This is a genomic window from Stenotrophomonas sp. 8(2023) (genome assembly GCF_030345295.1).
GTDB classification, from domain to species: Bacteria; Pseudomonadota; Gammaproteobacteria; order Xanthomonadales; family Xanthomonadaceae; genus Stenotrophomonas; species Stenotrophomonas muris.
Window position 1 is genome coordinate 2,858,143 of sequence record NZ_CP128404.1, and the last position, 18,901, is coordinate 2,877,043.

General features: G+C 67.5%; 20 protein-coding genes. 13 read left to right on the forward strand and 7 right to left on the reverse strand.

Going from position 1 to position 18,901, the window contains the following annotated elements:
- Positions 1 to 71 precede the first annotated feature (71 nt).
- Positions 72 to 1,196: a pyridoxal phosphate-dependent aminotransferase gene (locus tag QP609_RS13450; protein WP_289213797.1), complete on the forward strand. Its 1,125-nt coding sequence runs from the start codon at positions 72 to 74 to the stop codon at positions 1,194 to 1,196.
- A gap of 67 nt (positions 1,197 to 1,263) precedes the next feature.
- On the opposite strand, the gene zipA is transcribed toward QP609_RS13450, so the two are convergent.
- From zipA to QP609_RS13485, 7 genes are all read right to left on the reverse strand, one after another.
- Positions 1,264 to 2,001, reverse strand: a complete 738-nt coding sequence (zipA, locus tag QP609_RS13455; protein ID WP_014647658.1) for a cell division protein ZipA — start codon at positions 1,999 to 2,001, stop codon at positions 1,264 to 1,266.
- A gap of 46 nt (positions 2,002 to 2,047) precedes the next feature.
- Positions 2,048 to 5,551 (reverse strand): chromosome segregation protein SMC, encoded by a 3,504-nt coding sequence (gene smc / locus QP609_RS13460; protein ID WP_197621661.1) that lies wholly within the window; start codon positions 5,549 to 5,551, stop codon positions 2,048 to 2,050.
- Positions 5,552 to 5,810: 259 nt separating this feature from the next.
- Positions 5,811 to 6,260 (reverse strand): 50S ribosomal protein L9, encoded by a 450-nt coding sequence (gene rplI, locus QP609_RS13465; protein ID WP_014647660.1) that lies wholly within the window; start codon positions 6,258 to 6,260, stop codon positions 5,811 to 5,813.
- A 105-nt stretch (positions 6,261 to 6,365) separates the two neighbouring features.
- A complete protein-coding gene (gene rpsR / locus QP609_RS13470) occupies positions 6,366 to 6,596 on the reverse strand; it encodes a 30S ribosomal protein S18 (protein ID WP_002804494.1) in 231 nt (76 codons plus the stop codon).
- Between the two features lie 11 nt (positions 6,597 to 6,607).
- Positions 6,608 to 7,045, reverse strand: coding sequence for a 30S ribosomal protein S6 (rpsF, locus tag QP609_RS13475; RefSeq protein WP_006452997.1), 438 nt, complete (start codon positions 7,043 to 7,045; stop codon positions 6,608 to 6,610).
- A 185-nt stretch (positions 7,046 to 7,230) separates the two neighbouring features.
- Positions 7,231 to 7,773, reverse strand: a complete 543-nt coding sequence (locus tag QP609_RS13480; RefSeq protein WP_014647661.1) for a CbrC family protein — start codon at positions 7,771 to 7,773, stop codon at positions 7,231 to 7,233.
- 94 nt (positions 7,774 to 7,867) lie between these two features.
- Positions 7,868 to 8,206 carry an iron-sulfur cluster assembly accessory protein gene (locus QP609_RS13485; protein ID WP_014647662.1) on the reverse strand — a complete coding sequence of 113 codons (339 nt, stop codon included), beginning with the start codon at positions 8,204 to 8,206 and terminating at the stop codon, positions 7,868 to 7,870.
- A gap of 128 nt (positions 8,207 to 8,334) precedes the next feature.
- Between QP609_RS13485 and asnS the strand changes: the two genes are divergently transcribed.
- From asnS to QP609_RS13545, 12 genes are all read left to right on the forward strand, one after another.
- Complete coding sequence (gene asnS, locus QP609_RS13490) at positions 8,335 to 9,729, forward strand: asparagine--tRNA ligase (protein ID WP_014647663.1); 1,395 nt, start codon at positions 8,335 to 8,337, stop codon at positions 9,727 to 9,729.
- 29 nt (positions 9,730 to 9,758) lie between these two features.
- Positions 9,759 to 10,058, forward strand: coding sequence for a hypothetical protein (locus QP609_RS13495; protein WP_014647664.1), 300 nt, complete (start codon positions 9,759 to 9,761; stop codon positions 10,056 to 10,058).
- A gap of 7 nt (positions 10,059 to 10,065) precedes the next feature.
- Positions 10,066 to 10,380: a hypothetical protein gene (locus QP609_RS13500; protein WP_006453002.1), complete on the forward strand. Its 315-nt coding sequence runs from the start codon at positions 10,066 to 10,068 to the stop codon at positions 10,378 to 10,380.
- 7 nt (positions 10,381 to 10,387) lie between these two features.
- Positions 10,388 to 11,026, forward strand: a complete 639-nt coding sequence (locus QP609_RS13505) for an FMN-binding negative transcriptional regulator (RefSeq protein WP_014647665.1) — start codon at positions 10,388 to 10,390, stop codon at positions 11,024 to 11,026.
- A gap of 72 nt (positions 11,027 to 11,098) precedes the next feature.
- Entirely contained in the window at positions 11,099 to 11,761 is a 663-nt protein-coding gene (gene can, locus QP609_RS13510; protein WP_010480460.1) for a carbonate dehydratase, read from the forward strand.
- 19 nt (positions 11,762 to 11,780) lie between these two features.
- Complete coding sequence (locus QP609_RS13515; RefSeq protein ID WP_049442510.1) at positions 11,781 to 12,302, forward strand: 3-hydroxyanthranilate 3,4-dioxygenase; 522 nt, start codon at positions 11,781 to 11,783, stop codon at positions 12,300 to 12,302.
- Between the two features lie 170 nt (positions 12,303 to 12,472).
- Complete coding sequence (gene kynU, locus QP609_RS13520) at positions 12,473 to 13,747, forward strand: kynureninase (RefSeq protein WP_014647667.1); 1,275 nt, start codon at positions 12,473 to 12,475, stop codon at positions 13,745 to 13,747.
- 31 nt (positions 13,748 to 13,778) lie between these two features.
- Positions 13,779 to 15,146 (forward strand): NAD(P)/FAD-dependent oxidoreductase, encoded by a 1,368-nt coding sequence (locus tag QP609_RS13525; protein WP_014647668.1) that lies wholly within the window; start codon positions 13,779 to 13,781, stop codon positions 15,144 to 15,146.
- Positions 15,146 to 16,585: an exodeoxyribonuclease I gene (gene sbcB, locus QP609_RS13530; protein ID WP_197621825.1), complete on the forward strand. Its 1,440-nt coding sequence runs from the start codon at positions 15,146 to 15,148 to the stop codon at positions 16,583 to 16,585. The genes QP609_RS13525 and sbcB overlap by 1 nt, the downstream gene beginning before the upstream one ends.
- A complete protein-coding gene (locus tag QP609_RS13535) occupies positions 16,582 to 17,268 on the forward strand; it encodes a DUF2461 domain-containing protein (protein WP_046431548.1) in 687 nt (228 codons plus the stop codon). Before sbcB ends, QP609_RS13535 begins: the two co-directional genes overlap by 4 nt.
- Positions 17,268 to 18,248 (forward strand): aldo/keto reductase, encoded by a 981-nt coding sequence (locus QP609_RS13540; protein WP_164077093.1) that lies wholly within the window; start codon positions 17,268 to 17,270, stop codon positions 18,246 to 18,248. The genes QP609_RS13535 and QP609_RS13540 overlap by 1 nt, the downstream gene beginning before the upstream one ends.
- Before the next feature lie 42 nt (positions 18,249 to 18,290).
- Complete coding sequence (locus tag QP609_RS13545; RefSeq protein ID WP_014647672.1) at positions 18,291 to 18,842, forward strand: DUF2939 domain-containing protein; 552 nt, start codon at positions 18,291 to 18,293, stop codon at positions 18,840 to 18,842.
- Positions 18,843 to 18,901 lie beyond the last annotated feature (59 nt).

Genomic DNA, 18,901 nt, shown 5'->3' on the forward strand with positions numbered 1-18,901 from the left:
CGCCACAAAAAGCACCTTGCCGCCCGCTCACGCCGGCGCTAGCGTGCGACGGCCCCATCGGAATCCTGCCCATGACCCTGCCTGACTCCCGTAGACGCTTCCTGCAGCTGGCCGGTGCCAGCCTTGCCGTCGCCGGCAGCGGCCTGCCGCTGCGTGGCCAGGCCCAATCCGCGGCCACCGTCGGTGCGGCCCCTGCCGAAGGCGCGGTACTACTGAACTTCAACGAATGCCCCTACGGCCCCTCCCCCGCTGCCCAGCAGGCGGCGCGCGACAGCATCGCCAGCTGCGGCCGCTACCGCTTCGCCCTGGCGGCACAGGTACGCGATGCCTTCATCGAGCAGGCCCGTATCCCGGCCGACCATGTGCGCCTCTATCCGGGCTCCAGCGAACCGTTGAACCGCGCCGCCACGTTGTGGACCGGCCCGCAGGCGGGACTGGTGGTGGCCGACCCCACCTTCGAGACCCTGGGCGAGGTCGCTGCCGCACATGGTGCACACGTGCAGAAGGTGCCGCTGCGCAATGACGGCGCACACGACCTGCGTGCGATGGTCGCAGCCACGCATGCGCGCCCGACCGGGCTGCTGTACGTGTGCAATCCGAACAACCCGACCGGTTCGATCAGCCCACCGGATGAGCTCGCCTGGCTGCTGGCCCACAAGCCTGCTTCCACCCGCGTGCTGGTCGACGAGGCCTACCTGCAATACAGCGAGCAGCCCAGCCTGATCGCGCAGGTGGCGCAGCGCGACGATCTGATCGTGCTGCGTACCTTCTCCAAGCTGTACGGCATGGCCGGCCTGCGCCTGGGCCTGGCGGCCGCACATCCCGAGCGTCTGCGCGAGCTGGCCAGCCCCGGCGACAACCCGCTACCGGTGCCCGCGCTGGCGGCGGCGCTGGCCAGCCTGCAGGATCCGCAGCTGATTCCGCAGCGTCGCCTGCAGAACGCCAAGGTGCGCCAGGCCACCATCGCATGGCTGGGCAAGCGTGGTTTCAGCTGCCTGCCGTCGGAAGCGAACTGCTTCGTGGTCGACGTGCAACGCGACGGCAGCACGTTCGCCAAGGCGATGGCCGACAACGGTGTGGTGATCGGGCGCAGCTGGCCGATCTGGCCGCAGCACGTGCGCGTGACCGTCGGCAGCGAGGACGAGATGGCCGCGTTCCGCCGCGCGTTTGCCAAGGTGGCCGGCGTACCGGCGTAGACCCCATCCACACAGGGCGTGGATCTACTGTTGTGGGTGCCGACCGTTGGTCGGCACGCCATGGCGCTCACCAGCGCGGGGTCTTGGTCAGCGGCGGCGCCTGGTGCTGGCGGTCGTAGGCGCGCAGTTCGTCACGGATGTGCGCGATGCGCTGGCGACCCAAGGCGTTGCGGCTGTCATCCAGCACCACGCCATCCAGCAGTTCGGCCATGCGCTGCACCGTCGGCAGCATCTTCTCCCAGGCATCCAGCGCGGTCAGCGGCGCCGGCAGGGTCAGGAAGAAGGCGATGGCCGGGGTTTCCATGGCACGGATGTTGGCCATGTCGAAGCTGCCTGGCTTCATGATGCTGGCCATCGAGAAGATCGGCCCGCGCTCGGGATGGCCTTCCACCAGACGGTGGAACACGTTCATGTGGCCGAACACCAGGCCGGTCTTCTCCGCGGCTACCACGATGTCTTCGCCGCGCAGCTGCTCACCGGCCCGGGCGGCCACGAACAGCGAAACGATCTTGTCGAAATCCTGGGTGGCGCGCTTGCCGAGATCGCTGGCGCCCGGGTCGGTATCACCCAGGCCGAGTTCGGCCTGTTCGCCTTCCGTGCCCATGCCCGGTTCGACGCGGCCATCGGCCACGACAACGCCGTCCTCGCCCAATACCGGTTCGCGGCGCTCGCCGCTGGCCGGTTCCGCGCTTTCCACGCGGCGTCCCTGGGGCTTCTTCTTCGGACGGCCAAACAGGAAGATCGCGGCGATCAACAGCAGGCCGGCGGCCAGGATGCCGATGCGCAACAGTGCCGTGTCGGACATTCGATAGGTTCTCCGGCTAGTTCATTCAGGTAACTAGGATGGCACGTCAGGCCGCGCCCGCCAATCGCGCGGCTTCTTCCAGGTCCACGCTGACCAGGCGGCTGACGCCCGGTTCACGCATGGTCACGCCCGAGAGCTGGTGCGCGGCCTCCATCGTCGCCTTGTTGTGGCTGACGAACAGGAACTGCACCTTCTCGCTCATTTCCTTGACCATGTTGGCCAGCCGGCCGACGTTGGCTTCGTCCAGCGGCGCGTCCACCTCGTCCAGCAGGCAGAATGGCGCGGGGTTCAGCTGGAAGATGGCGAACACCAGCGCCACTGCCGTCATCGCCTTCTCGCCGCCGGACAGCAGCGAGATGCTGGACACGCGCTTGCCCGGCGGGCGCGCCATGATGGTCACACCGGTGTCGAGCAGGTCTTCACCGGTCAGCTCCAGGTAGGCGTGGCCGCCACCGAACAGGCGCGGGTACAGCGCCTGCACGCCAGCATTGACGCGGTCGAAGGTGTCCTTGAAACGGCCGCGGGTCTCGCGGTCGATCTTGCGGATGGCATCCTCGAGGGTTTCCAGCGCCGTAGTCAGGTCGGCGTGCTGCGAATCCAGGTAATCCGAGCGCTGCGAAGCCTCGCCGTACTCGTGGATGGCGGCCAGGTTGACCGGCTCCAGCCGGCGCATGCGTGCGTCGATCTGATGCACGGCCTGCTCCCAGTCGCCCAGGCGCGCATCCTCGGGCAGTGCGTTGAGCACGTCCTGCAGCACGAAACCGGCCTTCTCCACCGCGCCCTGCAGGGTGTCCGCGCTCAGCACCAGCGCCTGCTGGTCCAGCTTGCGCTGCGAAATACGCTCGCGCTGGGCCAGCGCCTGTTCGTCGCGCTGGTGGCGGGTCTGCTCGTAGTTGCGCAGCTCGGCGTCGATGCCGTCCAGCAGCGTCCGCGCCTCGGTCAGCACGCGATCGGCGCGCACGCGCTCTTCCAGCGCGTTCTGGTGTTCGGCCTGCAGCGCTTCGACCGGCGAATCACCTTCGTCCAGCTGCGAGTGCAGCTCGCCCAGTCGCGAATCCAACTGCCCACGCTGGGTGCCCATGCGCTCCAGCGCCTGGCTCAACGAGGCCAGCTGCGCACGCTGCGATTCCAGGGTCAGGGCCAGCGAATGCGAGCGCTCGCGCACTGCACGGGCAGCATCGCGGGCCAGGTCGCGCGCCTCGGTCAGCTGGCGGCGCTCGCCCTCCAGCCGCTGCCGGGTCGACTCCAGGTCACCCATGCTGCTGACCGCGTTCTCCAACCGCGAGCGCGCTTCGCGCGCCTGCGCGTTGTTGGCTTCAATCGTTTCCTGCAGTTGCTTCAGCTCGCCTTCGATGCGGTCGATGCGCGTGCGTGCAGCCTCTACCTTGCCCTGCTGGCCCTGCAGCTGGCCAGCCAGCTCGGACACCGCGCGGTGGGCCTGGTACAGCGCGCGCTGCGCGTCCTCGCGCTGCTGTTCGGCGGCCTGCAGCTGCTCGCGGAAACCGGCCAGCTGTTCTTCCAGCTCGGCCTCGCGGTCCTGCAGCTGCTCGATCTGCTCGCGCAGCTCGTTGATCTCGCGTTCGCGCAGCAGCGCGCCCTGCTGGGCTGCACCGGAGCGCGACACGCGCAGCCAGCCCTGGCCCAGGCGCTCGCCGCTCTGGGTGATGATCGAATCGCCTTCCGGAAGGCTGGCCTGCAGGGCCTTCGCCTCGGACAGGTCCTTGGCACCATGCAGGTGCGCCAGCAGGCGACGGATCGCCGCCGGGCCACGCACGCGTGCGGCCAGCGACGTCGGTGCAGCCTTGACCTCGGCATCCGCGCTGGCGACCAGCGCAATGTGGCCGTCGCCGAGTTCGCCGAGGGCGTTGACCAGGCTGCCCGGGTCATCGACCAGCACGCCTTCGATCAGCTGGCCGAGCGCACTTTCCACCGCGTTTTCCCAACCGGCATCGACGTCCAGGCGTTCGCCGACACGTGCCGCCGAATCCAGCCCGCGCGCCTTCAGCCACGCGACGGCCGCGCCCTGCTCCTGGCCCAGCGCGGCCTGCTGCAGGGTTTCCAGCGAGGCCAGGCGACCGCGCAGGCCGTTGGCCTGCTTGCGCAGTTCGGCCAGTTCGTTCTGGCCATTGCGCTGCTGTTCCTGCACGGCCGCCACGCCCTGCTTGCGCAGCTCGACGTCTTCGCTCAGTTCATCCAGCGCGGCCTTCTGCGTGTCGTGCTGCAGGTGCAGCTGCTCGAAGGCTTCTTCCAGCGCGTCCACGTCCAGCCCGGCGCGCTCGGCGGCCAGGGCCTCGCGACGCCGGTCGGCGTCGAGGATCTGCTTGTCCAGGTAGTCCACGCGCGTGCGCTCGACATCACCGGCGCGCGACGCCTCCGAACTCTGCGAGGTGTGCTGCTCCCAGCGCTGCTGCCAACTGGCCAGCCGGTCTTCGGCCTCGCGCAGGCTTTCCTGCTTGATCTCGTTCTCTTCCTGCAGCGCTTCCAGCTGCGGGGTGGCGGCCTCCACTGCCTCGCGCAGCACCCTCAGTTTGGCCTCGTCGCCGCTGATGTGCTGGCCCAGTTCGGCCAGGGCCTGCTGGGTTTCATCGCGCGCCTTGTGCAGGCGCTGCGACAGCTCGCGCTGGTGCTGGATCTGCTGTTCCAGGCGCGCCAGCGTGCTGCCGACCTGGTAGACCGCGGCCTGCGCGGTGTTGAGCGCGTCGGCGGCCTCTTCGCGCCGCGCGCGCGAGGTCTCGATGCGGGCCTCGGCATCACGCTGGTCGGCGATCAGCTGCTGCAGCTTGGTCTCTTCCTGCGACAGGCCTTCGCGCAGCTTCGACAGGCGACCGTCGAGACCACGGAATTCCAGCGCCTTCCACTCGGCATCCTTGACCCGGCGCTCTTCCTGCAGGGCCTGGTACTGCTCGGCCTGCCTGGCCTGGCGCTTGAGGTGTTCGAGCTGCTTGCTGATCTCGTCGCGCAGGTCGCCCAGCCGGTCCAGGTTCTCGCGGGTGTGGCGGATGCGGGTCTCGGTCTCCTTGCGGCGCTCCTTGTACTTGGAGATGCCGGCTGCCTCTTCCAGGTACACGCGCAGGTCTTCCGGGCGCGCCTCGATGATCTGGCTGATCATGCCCTGCTCGATGATCGAGTAGCTGCGCGGGCCCAGGCCGGTGCCGAGGAACAGGTCGGTGATGTCGCGACGGCGGCACTTGGTGCCGTTGAGGTAATAGTTGCTGGTGCCGTCGCGGCTGACCGTGCGCTTGACCGAGATTTCGTTGAACGAGGCGTATTCGCCGGAGATCGTGTGGTCGGAGTTGTCGAAGATCAGCTCGACGGTAGCCTGCGAGACCGGCTTGCGGGCATTGGACCCGGAGAAGATCACGTCGGTCAGCGAGTCGCCACGCAGGCGGCTGGCCGAACTCTCGCCCATGACCCAGCGCACGGCATCGATGATGTTCGACTTGCCGCAGCCATTGGGGCCCACCACGCCGGTCATGTTGGTCGGCAGGTGCAGGGTGGTCGGATCGACGAACGACTTGAAGCCGGACAGCTTGATCGTGGAAAGACGCATAGGGGTTCCGGACTGGGGCCGGCAAGCGGCCTGCGTTTACCCTCCAAGTCATTGATCCTGCTGGGATCGATGCCCGTGGAACGGGTGTGACGCCCTGAGTATACCGATGTGGCCGTGTTCTACGAATGGGCGTGGAACATTGTCCAGCCCCACCCCGTGGGCCGGACGTGGCCGCACGCCACGAAACGGAGCCATAAAACAAAACGGGCACCCTTGCGGGCGCCCGTTCTGCGGTGATGCCAGGCCTTGCGGCGTGGGATCAGGCTTCGGCGACGACGACGACTTTGACGGTGGTCTCGACGTCGGCGTGCAGGTGGATCAGCACGTCGTACTCGCCGATGTTGCGGAAGGCGCCTTCGCCCAGGATGACTTCGCTCTTGCTGACCGGCAGGCCGGCAGCGGTGAAGGCATCGGCGATTTCGCGGGCGCCGACCGAGCCGTACAGCTTGCCTTCGGTCGAAGCGTTGGCCGGGATGGTCACGCTCGCGCCGTCCAGCTTGGCCTTGCGGGCGTCAGCGTCGGCGTGGATGGCCTGGGCCTTGGCTTCGTATTCGGCGCGCTTGGCTTCGAACTCGGCCTTGTTGCTCTCGGTGGCCGGAACGGCCTTGCCCTGCGGCACGAGGAAGTTACGGCCGTAGCCCGGCTTCACGTCGACCAGGTCGCCCAGGTTGCCGAGGTTGGTGACTTTCTGCAGGAGGATCAGCTGCATGGTATTGCTCCAGATGAGTTATTCGTTAGCGAGGCGATGCCCCGCAACAAAGGCTGTCCGAATAGCTGGCACAGCGGGGGCGGCACCGGGCCGCCCCGCCGGGCATCAGACGTCGTGGTTGTCGGTGTACGGGATCAGGGCCAGGAAGCGAGCGCGCTTGACGGCGGTCGCCAGCTGGCGCTGGTACTTCGACTTGGTACCGGTGACGCGGCTCGGCACGATCTTGCCGTTCTCGGTCAGGTACTGGCGCAGGGTGTTGAGATCCTTGTAGTCGATCTCCTTCACACCTTCAGCCGTGAACTTGCAGAACTTGCGGCGACGGAAGAACTTGGACATGGGAAGGCTCCTTAGGCGGCGGAAGCGGCGTCGTCGCCGGCTTCGTTGTCAGCGGTGGTGGTGGACTCGCCCTCTTCGTCGTCACGACGACGGCGCTCACCGCGCTCCGGCTTGTCACCCTTCTCGTCCTTGCTCTTCATGATCAGCGACTGCTCGGTGTCAGCCTCGTCACGCTTGATGACCAGGTTGCGCAGCACGGCGTCGTTGAAGCGGAAGCTTTCGGTCAGTTCGTTCAGAACGGCCTGGTCGGCTTCGATGTTCATCAGCACGTAGTGGGCCTTCACCAGGTTCTGGATCGGGTACGCCAGCTGGCGGCGGCCCCAGTCTTCCAGACGGTGGATGGTGCCGTTGCCGTTCTCGACCAGCGACTTGTAGCGCTCGATCATGGCCGGGACCTGCTCGCTCTGGTCCGGGTGGACCATGAACACGATTTCGTAATGACGACTCATGTTTTTTCTACCTTTCGGATGTGGCCTTGCGGCCGGACAGCCCCCCGCCGTTGAGACCGCGGTGGGGCAAGGATTCCCGCCGGGAAGGCAGGAAGCCGCGCATTATGCGGCAAGCGGCGCCACCGGGCAACCGGGCGCAAACCGGGCAACCTGAACGGGAGCGCCGGCCCATGTCCGGCACGTGCTCATTCCAGATCGACGTGAAGACGATGCTGGCCGCATTCCAGGCATTGGAACAGGCAGCCGACCATCATCCCGTCCCGGCTCAGATGCTCCAGCACCCAGTCGGCGTCGCGCGGATTGACCGCCGCCACGTCCGGCCGGACCTGGTCGAGGATCGGCAGCAGATCGTCGCTGCCGGCGTAGCCGAGGAAGGCGCAGGGCCGTTCGCAATGGCTCAACCAGACCGATTGCTGCCAGGAGGAGTAGCCCGGGGTGCGCTCGCAGATCTCCAGCAGCAGCTCACGGGCGATGGTCGGCGGCGGATCAGCCGGATCCGGGGATACCCCCTCGATATCGCTCCAGCCGATGAACTCCCCCTCGTAACTGGCCGCAGCCCTGCCATCGGCGATACACCAGGGGCACAGGTAATCCGGGCGCAGGCGGGTGTAGAACGGTCCGCGATAGCGCAGTGCGCGCGCCTGTCCGCAGCAGTCGCAGATCCCCTCGACCTCTTCGAAGGAGAGGTCGTAGGCATTGGGGTGATAGGTGAAAAGCGGTCGTTCCATCCGTGGGGTCCCTGCCGAGCCCAGCGTGCCGACCAAGGTCGGCGCCCACCAGAGCACGCCTGGTCAGCGTCGGGCCATGCCCGGTGGCCGGCCCTCAGGCCTTGTCGGCGTCGGTGGTGAAGCTCTCGCCGCAGCCACACTCGGCGGTGGCGTTCGGGTTGCTGAACGTGAAGGTCTCGCTCAGGCCGTGCTTGCCGAAGTCGATCACGGTGCCGTCCACCAGGGCCAGGCTCTTGGCGTCGACGTAGATCTTCACGCCATCCTGCTCGAACACCGTGTCGCCCTCGCGCTCTTCGCGGGCCAGGTCGGTCACGTGGCCCCAGCCGGAGCAGCCGGTCTTGGTCACGCCGAAACGCAGGCCCAGCGCGCCGGGGGTCTGGGCGACGAAGCGCTGCACGCGCTCGAAGGCAATGGGGGTCAGGCTGACGGCCATGGGGCTACTCCAGAGGTACGGGGACATTATAAGGAGCCGTTGCCACGAAAAATGCCTCGCAAGCAGAACGCTGCAACCGGTAAACTCCCGTGTTCACAGATCGAGTCGATCAGCAGAGGATTCAAGTCATGACGGTGGTCAGCGTTGAACATGCGCTTGCCGGGAAGATCCCGGAAGGCGGCGAAGTCACGGTACGCGGATGGGTGCGCACGGTGCGCGGTTCAGCGAATCTGGCCTTCGTGAATGTGAGCGACGGCTCCTGCTTCGCCCCGATCCAGGTCGTGGCCGGCGACAGCCTGGCCAACTTCGATGAGATCAAGCGCCTGACCAGCGGCTGCTCGGTCATCGCCACCGGCACGCTGGTGAAGTCGCAGGGCAAGGGCCAGTCGTTCGAGATCCAGGCCAGCACGCTGGACGTGGTCGGCTGGGTCGAAGACCCGCTCACCTACCCGATCCAGCCCAAGCCGATGTCGCCGGAGTTCCTGCGCGAAGTGGCGCACCTGCGTCCGCGCACCAACCTGTTCGGCGCGGTCACCCGCATCCGCAACTGCCTGGCCCAGGCCGTGCACCGCTTCTTCCACGAGAACGGCTTCAACTGGATCAGCACCCCGATCATCACCACCTCCGACGCCGAAGGCGCCGGGCAGATGTTCCGTGTGTCCACCCTGGACATGGTGAACCTGCCGCGTGACGAGAAGGGCGCGATCGATTTCAGCCGCGACTTCTTCGGCAAGGAAACCTTCCTGACCGTGTCCGGCCAGCTGAACGTCGAGGCTTACTGCCTGGCGCTGAGCAAGGTCTACACCTTCGGCCCGACCTTCCGCGCCGAGAACAGCCACACCACCCGCCACCTGGCGGAGTTCTGGATGATCGAGCCGGAAATCGCCTTCGCCGACCTGGCCGAAGACGCGCGCCTGGCCGAAGAGTTCCTGAAGTACCTGTTCCGCGCAGTGCTGAACGAACGCAGCGACGACCTGGCCTTCATTGCCGAGCGCGTGGACAAGAACGCGATCACCAAGCTGGAAGATTTCATCAACGCACCGTTCGAGCGCATCGACTACACCGACGCGGTCAGCCTGCTGCAGAAGTCCGGCAGGAAGTTCGACTTCCCGGTCGAATGGGGCCTGGACCTGCAGACCGAGCACGAGCGCTGGCTGACCGAGGAACACGTCGGCCGCCCGGTGGTGGTGACCAACTATCCGGAGCACATCAAGGCCTTCTACATGCGCCTGAACGACGACGGCAGGACCGTTGCCGCGATGGACGTGCTGGCCCCGGGCATCGGCGAGATCATCGGCGGCAGCCAGCGCGAAGAGCGCCTGGACGTGCTGGACGCGCGCATGGCCCAGTTCGGCCTGGATCGCGAGCACTACAGCTGGTACCGCGATTTCCGCCGCTATGGTTCGGTGCCGCACGCCGGCTTCGGCCTGGGCTTCGAACGCCTGGTGGTGTACGTCTGCGGGCTGTCCAACATCCGCGATGCGATCCCCTACCCGCGCGCGCCGGGCAGCGCGGACTTCTAAGCCCCACACGACCACGGAGGTACCGCCCCATGACCCTGTTCTTCGCCCTCTGTTTCGTCGGCGTTGCAGTGGCCGGGTTCAGTGCCTTCGTGATCTTCTGGCCGCTGACCCTGGTGCACGTGCGCGACCGCCATCCGGCGCTCGCCGCGCGCTTCGGCAGCAGCGCCTTCCTCAAGCCCGATGCCCTGGCCTGGCTGCTGCGACGCGACTATCGGCAGCAACCGGACCGCTCGCTGTCCGGGCTGGCGACACCGGCCTGGGTATCGCTGCTGACCCTGCTGGCCGGACTGGGCATGGCCGCCCTGCTCTGGCTGGCCTCGCTCTGGTAATACGCTCATGAATGACATCACCGCCTCGCGCGACAGCTGGTGGCTGGCCAGCCTCGGCAACACCCTCATCTGGGCGCGCCTGCGCGTTCGCCCGGCCGGCACCGCCGAAGTGCTCGACAGCGATGGCAACACGCTGAGCTACGACAGCGAAGACACCGCCCGTTCGCAGTTGTTCGACGCCGAGTTCGTCGAGTACGACGGCCTGGACGAGGAGGACGCACTGGTGCGCGGCTTCAGCCTGCACGAAGTGCAGCCGCCGCAGGCCGACAGCGACGAGGGCCTGCGTGGCCGCATGATCCAGTCACTCGGCGGGCGCGCCTGACCCCTGCATGTTCACCCCGCGCGCCTTCGCCGAGACCGACCTGCTCTGGCTGGACCGCCTGCTGGCGCGCGACCCGTTCGTTACCGTGCTCACCCCCGGCAGCGATGGCCTGCCGGAGCTGACCCGGATGCCGGTGCTGTACCGGCGTGACGGCGACCAGATCGAACTGCGCGGCCACTGGGCCCGCGCCAACCCGCAGTCGCGCCACAGCGGCGCGGCCAAGGTGCTGGTCGATGGACCGCACGGTTACGTCTCCGCCAGCTGGTATCCGGACAAGGAGCCCGCCGCGCGGGTACCCACATGGAACTACGCTGCTGCCGAGCTGCGTGGCCAGCTGCAGACCTTCGACGATGCCGGCGCGCTGGCGGAGCTGGTCGGCGCGATCAGCGACCGCTTCGAAGCCAGCGTCGGCCAGGCCTGGCAGTTCGATGCCACGCGTGCCGAACATGGCCCGGAGCTGCGCGCCATCGTCGGCTTCCGTTTCCAGGTCGAACATGTGCAGATGAAGCTCAAGCTGAGCCAGAACCATCCCGACGCCAACCAGCGTGCGGTGATCGCCGAACTGGAACAGCTGGGCACCCCCTCTTCCACCGAGTTGGCGCAGTGGATGCGCTGGCACCGCGAACAGGCCGCCCGCAGCGACTGAACGCCGCAGATTCCCGCGACGACGCAGCCGGACGGCTGCGGCGCGCCCCCACCCGACGCCAGGGACCCGAACATGAAAGACATCCACAAGCTGCTGCAGAACAACCGCGACTGGGCCGACCGGATCGAGAAGGAAGACCCCGAGTTCTTCCACCAGCTGGCCAAGCAGCAGCACCCGGAATACCTGTGGATCGGCTGCTCCGATTCGCGCGTGCCGGCCAACCAGATCATCGGCATGGCCCCGGGCGAAGTGTTCGTGCACCGCAACGTCGCCAACGTGGTCGCGCACACCGACCTGAACTGCCTGAGCGTGGTGCAGTATGCGGTGGACCAGCTGAAGGTGAAGCACATCCTGATCGTTGGCCACTACGGCTGCGGCGGTGTGCATGCCTGCCTGCACAACACCCGCGTCGGCCTGGCCGACAACTGGCTGCGCCACGTCGGTGACGTGATGCAGAAGCACACTGGCATCCTCGATGCGATCGAGACCGATGAGCTCAAGCACGCGCGCCTGTGCGAACTGAACGTGATCGAGCAGGTGGCCAACCTGTGCCGCTCGACCATCGTGCAGGATGCGTGGGCCCGCGGCCAGAAGCTGATGGTGCATGGCTGGGTCTACAGCCTGAAGGACGGACGCGTGCGCGAGATGGGCATCGACGTCGGTTCGCAGGAAGAGCTGCAGCCTGCATATGAAAAGGCCCTGTCCTACATCCCGCGCAAGGGCAAGCGCGACTGATCCCTTACGGATGACCATCATGCTCGCTTCGCCGATCAACCTGCACGCCTGGATCGAAGAGAACCGCCACCTGCTGAAGCCGCCGGTGGGCAACAAGATGATCGACAACGGCGATTTCATCGTGATGGTGGTCGGCGGGCCGAATTCGCGCACCGACTATCACTACGACGAAGGCCCCGAGTGGTTCTACCAGCTCGAAGGCGAGATGGTGCTGAAGGTGCAGGAAGACGGCGCGGTGCGCGACATCCCGATCCGCGCCGGCGAGATCTTCCTGCTGCCGGCAAAGGTTCCGCACTCGCCGCGGCGCCCGCCCGGTGGCATCGGCCTGGTGGTCGAGCGCAAGCGCCTGCCGCACGAGATGGATGGCGTGATCTGGCACTGCGAGCGCTGCAACCACAAGCTGCACGAAGAGTTCTTCCCGCTGCAGAACATCGAGACCGACCTGCCCAAGGTGTTTGCGCGCTACCACGCCAGCCTGGAGCTGCGTACCTGCAGCCAGTGCGGGCACGTGGATCCGCTGCCCGCGCCGGCGGTGGGCTGAACGGTCGCCGGGCATGGCCCTTGTAGAGCCGAGCCCATGCTCGGCTGCCGGGCCGCGAAGCCGAGCATGGGCTCGGCTCTACAGTTCAACCGGCGCGCAGGCGTTCAGGGCGTCGGTCCCACCATCCCAGGCGCTACACTGGCGGTCCCGTTGCAGCCTGTTGCCCGACCATGTCCGACCTGCTCAGCCGCACCCACGCCATCGCCTTGGACGCCGCCGATCCGCTGCGCCCGCTGCGCAGTGAATTCCTGATTCCGCGCCATGAGGGCGGCGAGCAGACCTACTTCGTAGGCAACTCGCTGGGCCTGCAGCCGCGCGGCGCGCAGGCAGCGGTGCAGGAAGTGATGAAGCAGTGGGGCGAACTGGCGGTGGAAGGCCACTTCACCGGCCCGACGCAGTGGCTGTCCTACCACCGCCTGGTGAGCGCGCAGCTGGCCCGCGTGGTTGGCGCGCTGCCCAGCGAAGTGGTGGCGATGAACACGCTGAGCGTAAACCTGCACCTGATGATGGTCAGCTTCTACCGGCCGACCACGCAGCGCCCGGTGATCCTGATGGAAGCCGGCGCGTTCCCGACCGATCGCCACGCGGTGGAAGCCCAGATCCGCTTCCATGGCTTCGACCCGGCCGAGTGCCTGGTGGAAGTGCAGCCGGACGAAGCCAACGGCACGATTTCACTGAACGCCATCGAGCGCGCCATGACCGAACACGGCCCGCGCCTGGCGCTGGTGCTGTGGCCTGGCGTGCAGTACCGCACCGGCCAGGCCTTCGACCTCGATGCGATCACCCGCGCCGCCCGCCTGCAGGGCGCACGCATCGGCTTCGACCTGGCGCACTCGGTCGGCAACCTGCCGCTGCGCCTGCATGACGTGGCCCCCGATTTCGCCGTGTGGTGCCATTACAAGTACCTCAACAGCGGCCCGGGCGCAGTGGCTGGCGCCTTCGTGCACGAGCGCCACCACCGCGATACCACCCTGCCGCGCTTTGCTGGCTGGTGGGGCCATGAGGAAGCCACCCGCTTCCAGATGGCGCCGCAGTTCACCCCGGCCATCGGCGCCGAGGGTTGGCAGCTGAGCAATCCACCGATCCTCGGCCTGGCACCGCTGCGCGCCTCGCTGGACCTGTTCGAGCGCGCCGGCATGGAGGCGCTGCGCAGCAAATCGCTGGCGCTCACCGGCATGCTCGAAGCACTGGTGCGCGCACGCCTGCCGCAGGTGCTGGACATCATCACCCCGGCCGATCCGCAGCGCCGCGGCTGCCAGTTGTCGCTGCGCGTGATCGGTGGCCGCGAGCGTGGCCGCGCACTGTTCGAGCACCTGCGCGGCATCGGTGTGCTCGGCGACTGGCGCGAACCCGACGTGATCCGCATCTCGCCCACCCCGCTCTACAACCGCTACCTGGACGTGCACCACTTCGTCGAGGAAGTGGAAGCCTGGGCCGGCCTTTGAGCCGGTCCCTCCCCTGCTGCTGGACAGTTCGTTGATCGCACATGCTTCCCGCTCGTTGAGCATTATCGGTGCCGGCCTGGCCGGGTCCCTGCTGGCCATCCTGCTGTCGCGGCAAGGCTGGCGCATCACCCTGTACGAACGCCGCGGTGATCCGCGCGTGGCTGATTACGAGAGTGGCCGCTCGATCAACCTGGCATTGGCCGAGCGTGGGCGCAATGCGCTGCGCCAGGCGGGTGTGGAGGACGAAGTGATGGCACGCGCGGTGATGATGCGCGGCCGCATGGTGCACCCCCGCGACGGCGAACCGCAGCTGCAGCGCTATGGCCGTGATGACAGCGAAGTGATCTGGTCGATCCACCGCAGCGATCTGAACACCACGTTGCTGGAACTGGCCGAGCAGGCCGGCGCCACCGTGCACTTCCATCGGCGCCTGCACACCGTTGATTTCGACGCCGGTTACGCGCGTTTCATCGATGACCGCGACGACAGCCCGCACGACATCCGCTTCGACACCCTGATCGGTGCCGACGGCGCCGGTTCGGCCCTGCGCGCGGCGATGAACCGCCGTGCCCCGCTGGGCGAGGACATCGCCTTCCTCGACCACTCCTACAAGGAGCTGGAGATCCCTCCGGCCGCCGACGGCAGCTTCCGCATCGAGCGCAATGCGCTGCACATCTGGCCACGTGGCCATTACATGTGCATCGCCCTGCCCAACCACGAAGGCACCTTCACCGTCACCCTGTTCCTGCCCAACCAGGGCGATCCCAGCTTCGCCACGGTCAACACCGGCGCGCAGGCCGAGGCGCTGTTCGCGCGGGAGTTCGCCGACACCCTGCCGCTGATCCCGAATCTGCGCGCGGACTGGGAACAGCACCCGCCGGGGCTGCTCGGCACGCTCACCCTGGAGCGCTGGCACCAGCACGGTCGCGCCGTACTGATCGGTGATGCCGCGCATGCGATGGTGCCGTTCCACGGCCAGGGCATGAACTGCGCGTTCGAGGACTGCGTTGCGCTGGCCCGCCACCTGATGGAAGCGGATGACCTGGAAGGCGCGTTCGCCGCGTTCGAAGCCGAGCGCAAGCCGAATGCACGTGCCATCCAGCAGATGGCGCTGGAGAACTACCTGGAGATGCGCGACCGTGTCGCCGATCCTGCGTTCCTGCTGCAGCGCGAACTGGAGCAGGAACTGCAGCGGCGCTGGCCGACCCGCTTCGTGCCGCACTACACGATGGTCACCTTCCTGCACACACCGTACGCCGAGGCGCTGCGCCGCACCGAACTGCAACGCGACATGCTGGTGGCCGCCACCACCGGTCACGATTCACTGGACAACATCGACTGGGCCGCGCTGGAAGCGCAGATCCACGCGCAGCTGCCGGTCCTGGAGGGCGCGCACTGATGGCCGACAGCTTCCTGTTCTACGACCTGGAAACCTTCGGCCAGGACCCGCGGCGCACGCGCATATCGCAGTACGCCGCGATCCGTACCGATGCCGACCTCAACGAGATCGATACGCCGGTCAGCTTCTTCGTGCGCCCGGCCGATGACCTGCTGCCCTCACCGATGGCGACCCTGGTTACCGGCATCACCCCGCAGCAGGCCCTGGCCGAGGGCATCAGCGAGGCCGAGGCCTTCGACCGCATCAACGAACAGCTGTCGCGCCCCGGCACCTGCGCGCTGGGCTACAACACGCTGCGCTTCGACGATGAATTCGTCCGCTACGGGCTGTTCCGCAATTTCCACGACCCGTACGAGCGCGAGTGGCGCAACGGCAATTCGCGCTGGGACCTGCTGGACATGCTGCGCCTGATGCGCGCGATGCGCCCGGACGGCATCCAGTGGCCGCTGCGCGAGGACGGCGCCACCTCGTTCAAGCTTGAGCACCTGGCCGAGGCCAACAACGTGCGCGAGGGCGATGCGCACGAAGCGCTGTCCGACGTACGTGCCACCATCGGCATGGCACGCCTGTTCAAGCAGTCGCAGCCGCACCTGTGGGAGTACGCGCTGAAGCTGCGTGACAAGCGCTTCGTCGGCGGCCTGCTGGACGTGGCCGCGATGAAGCCGGTACTGCACATTTCCATGCGCTACCCGGCCAGTCGCCTGTGCGCGGCGCCAGTACTGCCGCTGGCCGTGCACCCCATCATCAACAACCGGGTGATCGTGTTCGACCTGGAAGGCGAGATCGACGACCTGCTGGAACTGCCGGCCGAGGTGATCGCACAGCGCCTTTACCTGCGCGCCAGCGAGCTGCCCGAAGGCGTGGCGCGGGTGCCGCTGAAGGAAGTGCATCTGAACAAGGTGCCAGCGCTGATCGCCTGGAACCACCTGCGCGCCGATGACCACGCGCGCCTCGGCCTGGAAGTGGCCGCGATCGAGGCCAAGGTGGAACGGCTGCGCGCGTTCGCCCCGCAGCTGGCCGAGAAGGCGCGCCAGGTCTACAACCAGCCCCGCGTCGCCACCGTGGCCGACGTCGATGCCTCGCTGTACGACGGTTTCCTCGGCAACGGCGACAAACCGCTGCTTGCGCTGGCACGCACCACCGCGCCCGAGCAGCTGGCCGCGCTGGAAGGCCGTTTCCGCGACCCGCGCCTGCCGGAGCTGCTGTTCCGCTACCGCGCGCGCAACCACCCCGACAGCCTCGCGCCGGCGGAACGCCAGCGCTGGCAGGATTACCGCCGCCAGCGCCTGCTCGGCGACGGCGGGCTGGGCGAACTCAACCTGCCCCAGTACCGGCAGCAGCTCGATGCACTGGCCGCCGAAGCGCCCGACGATGCGCGGCGCCAGGCCCTGCTGCAATCGCTGCGCGACTGGGGCCAGCACCTGCAGGAGACGCTGTGAGCACCTACTTCTCGGACGCCAGTTTCAGGTTCCTGCGCAGCCTGGCGCGGCACAACGACAAGGCCTGGTTCAACGACCACCGCCAGCAGTATGAAGACCACGTACGGCAGCCGTTCCTGCGCCTGCTGGGCGACCTGCAGCCGGCACTGGCCGAGGTCAGCGACCATTTCCGCGCCGATACGCGCGGCGTCGGTGGCTCGCTGTTCCGCATCCACCGCGACGCGCGCTTCTCCAACGACAAGTCACCGTACAAGACCTGGCAGGGCGCACGCCTGTTCCATGAGCGCCGCCGTGAAGTAGCCGCGCCTTCGTTCTACGTGCACCTGCAGCCGGGCGAGAGCTTCGTCGGTGCCGGCCTGTGGCATCCGGAACCGGAAACCCAGCGCCGCGTGCGCCACTTCATCCTCGACAACCCGGGCAGCTGGAAGGCCGCCGCGCACGCACCGGGCCTGCGCAAGCGCTTCGATTTCGAGGAGAGCGAAAAGCTGGTGCGTCCGCCGCGTGGCTTCCCCGCCGACTTCGAGTTCATCGACGACCTCAAGCACCGCAACTGGGTGATGTGGCGCTCGCTGGACGACGCCACCATGACCGGTCCGCGCCTGCTGTCCACGCTGGGCAAGGATCTGGCCGCGCTCGGCCCGTTCGTCGACTACCTGTGCGCGGCGCTGGACCTGGAATTCTGATGCCATTGGCACAGCAACGCCGCACGCTGGGCCGCACCGGCCTGGCGGTTTCGCCGGTGGGCCTGGGCTGTTCCGGCTTCTGGGGGCATCGCCGATTCCCGGAACAATCGGCCGCGAACGTGGTCGAGCATGCACTGGCACAAGGCGTGAACCTGTTGGACACCGGCCACAACTACTCCGGTTTCCACGCCGAGCCGCGGCTGGGCCGCATCCTGCGCACGTTGCTGAAACAATACCCGCGCGACGCGCTGGTGATTTCCAGCAAGGGCGGCACGCTGACCGGCCAGGCCGGCGTCAGCGGCGCCGAGCAACGCAATTTCTCGCCGGCAGCCATCACCGCCAGCTGCGAGGCTTCGCTGCGCAATCTCGGCCTGGATCACCTGGATATCTACCAGTTGCATGGCGCCAGCGAGCACGACATCAACGATGACCTGCTGGCCGCGCTGCAGCGCCTGCGCGAACGCGGGTTGATCCGGCACACCGGCATCAACACCCACTCGGCCTCGACCCTGCGCTGGATGATCGCCCATCCCGACGCCTTCGATGTGGTGCTGCTGGACTACAACGCCCTGCAGCAGGACCGCGAACCGCTGATCGACCAGTTGCAGGCGGTGGGCATCGGCGTGCTGGCCGGGACCGTGCTGGCGCAGGGCCACCTGCTGCCCGCGCGCCCGCGCCTGCCACGGCTGGCCGATGGCTGGTACCTGGCGCGCGCCTGGCTGAAGCCCAGCAGCCGGCAGCTGATGCGCAGTGCCCGCCAGATGCGCCGGGCAGTGGCCGCGATCCGCAGCCAACGCCCGGCCCAGACCGCCTTCGCCTATGCGCTGGGCCATCCCGGCGTGGCCAGCGGCATCCTTGGCACCACCCGTACCCGCAGCCTCGACGAGGTGCTGGCGACGCGGCTGGAAGCGCTGACCCCGGCCGAACGGCAACAGCTGGTCGATGCCTTCGGTGACGGCCGTGGCTCGCCCAGTCATTGAGTCTTCACCCGGCACTGCCGCCATTGCGGCAGTCTGGTCGGCATGAAGAAACTCACCGCACTCATTGTGCTGCTGGTCCTGGCCGTCGCCGCCTGGTGGTTCGGCGGCCCCTACATGACCGTCAATGGCCTGTCCAAGGCCATCGAGCAGCGCGACACCGCCCGACTGGAGCGTTACGTCGACTTCCCGCGCGTGCGCAGCAGCCTGCGTGCGCAGCTCAACGACTACCTGGTGCGCCAGGCCGGCCCCGACGTGGCATCCAGCCCGTTCGGCGCCCTGCTCTATGGGCTGGGCGACCAGCTTGGCGGTGCCGCAGTGGAGACCATGGTGACCCCGACCGGGATCGGCGCGATGCTGCAGGGCCACGTGCTGTGGAAGCGTGGCCGCAATGAACTGCAGGGCGGCGATGCCTTCGGTGCGACCGAACCGGCGCGGCCGCTGAAGCATGCCGAGCATCATTTCGAGGCACTGGACCGATTCGTGATCGACGTCGATCGCGGCCCCGGCCAGCCACCGTTGAAGGTGGTGCTGGAGCCGCAGGGCCTGCGCTGGAAGGTGGTGGACCTGCAGCTGGGAATGTCGGGCAGCCCTTGATCGGACCCGTGGCCTGACGGCAGCGCCAACCAAGGTTGGCAACTACCGGGGCATGTGGC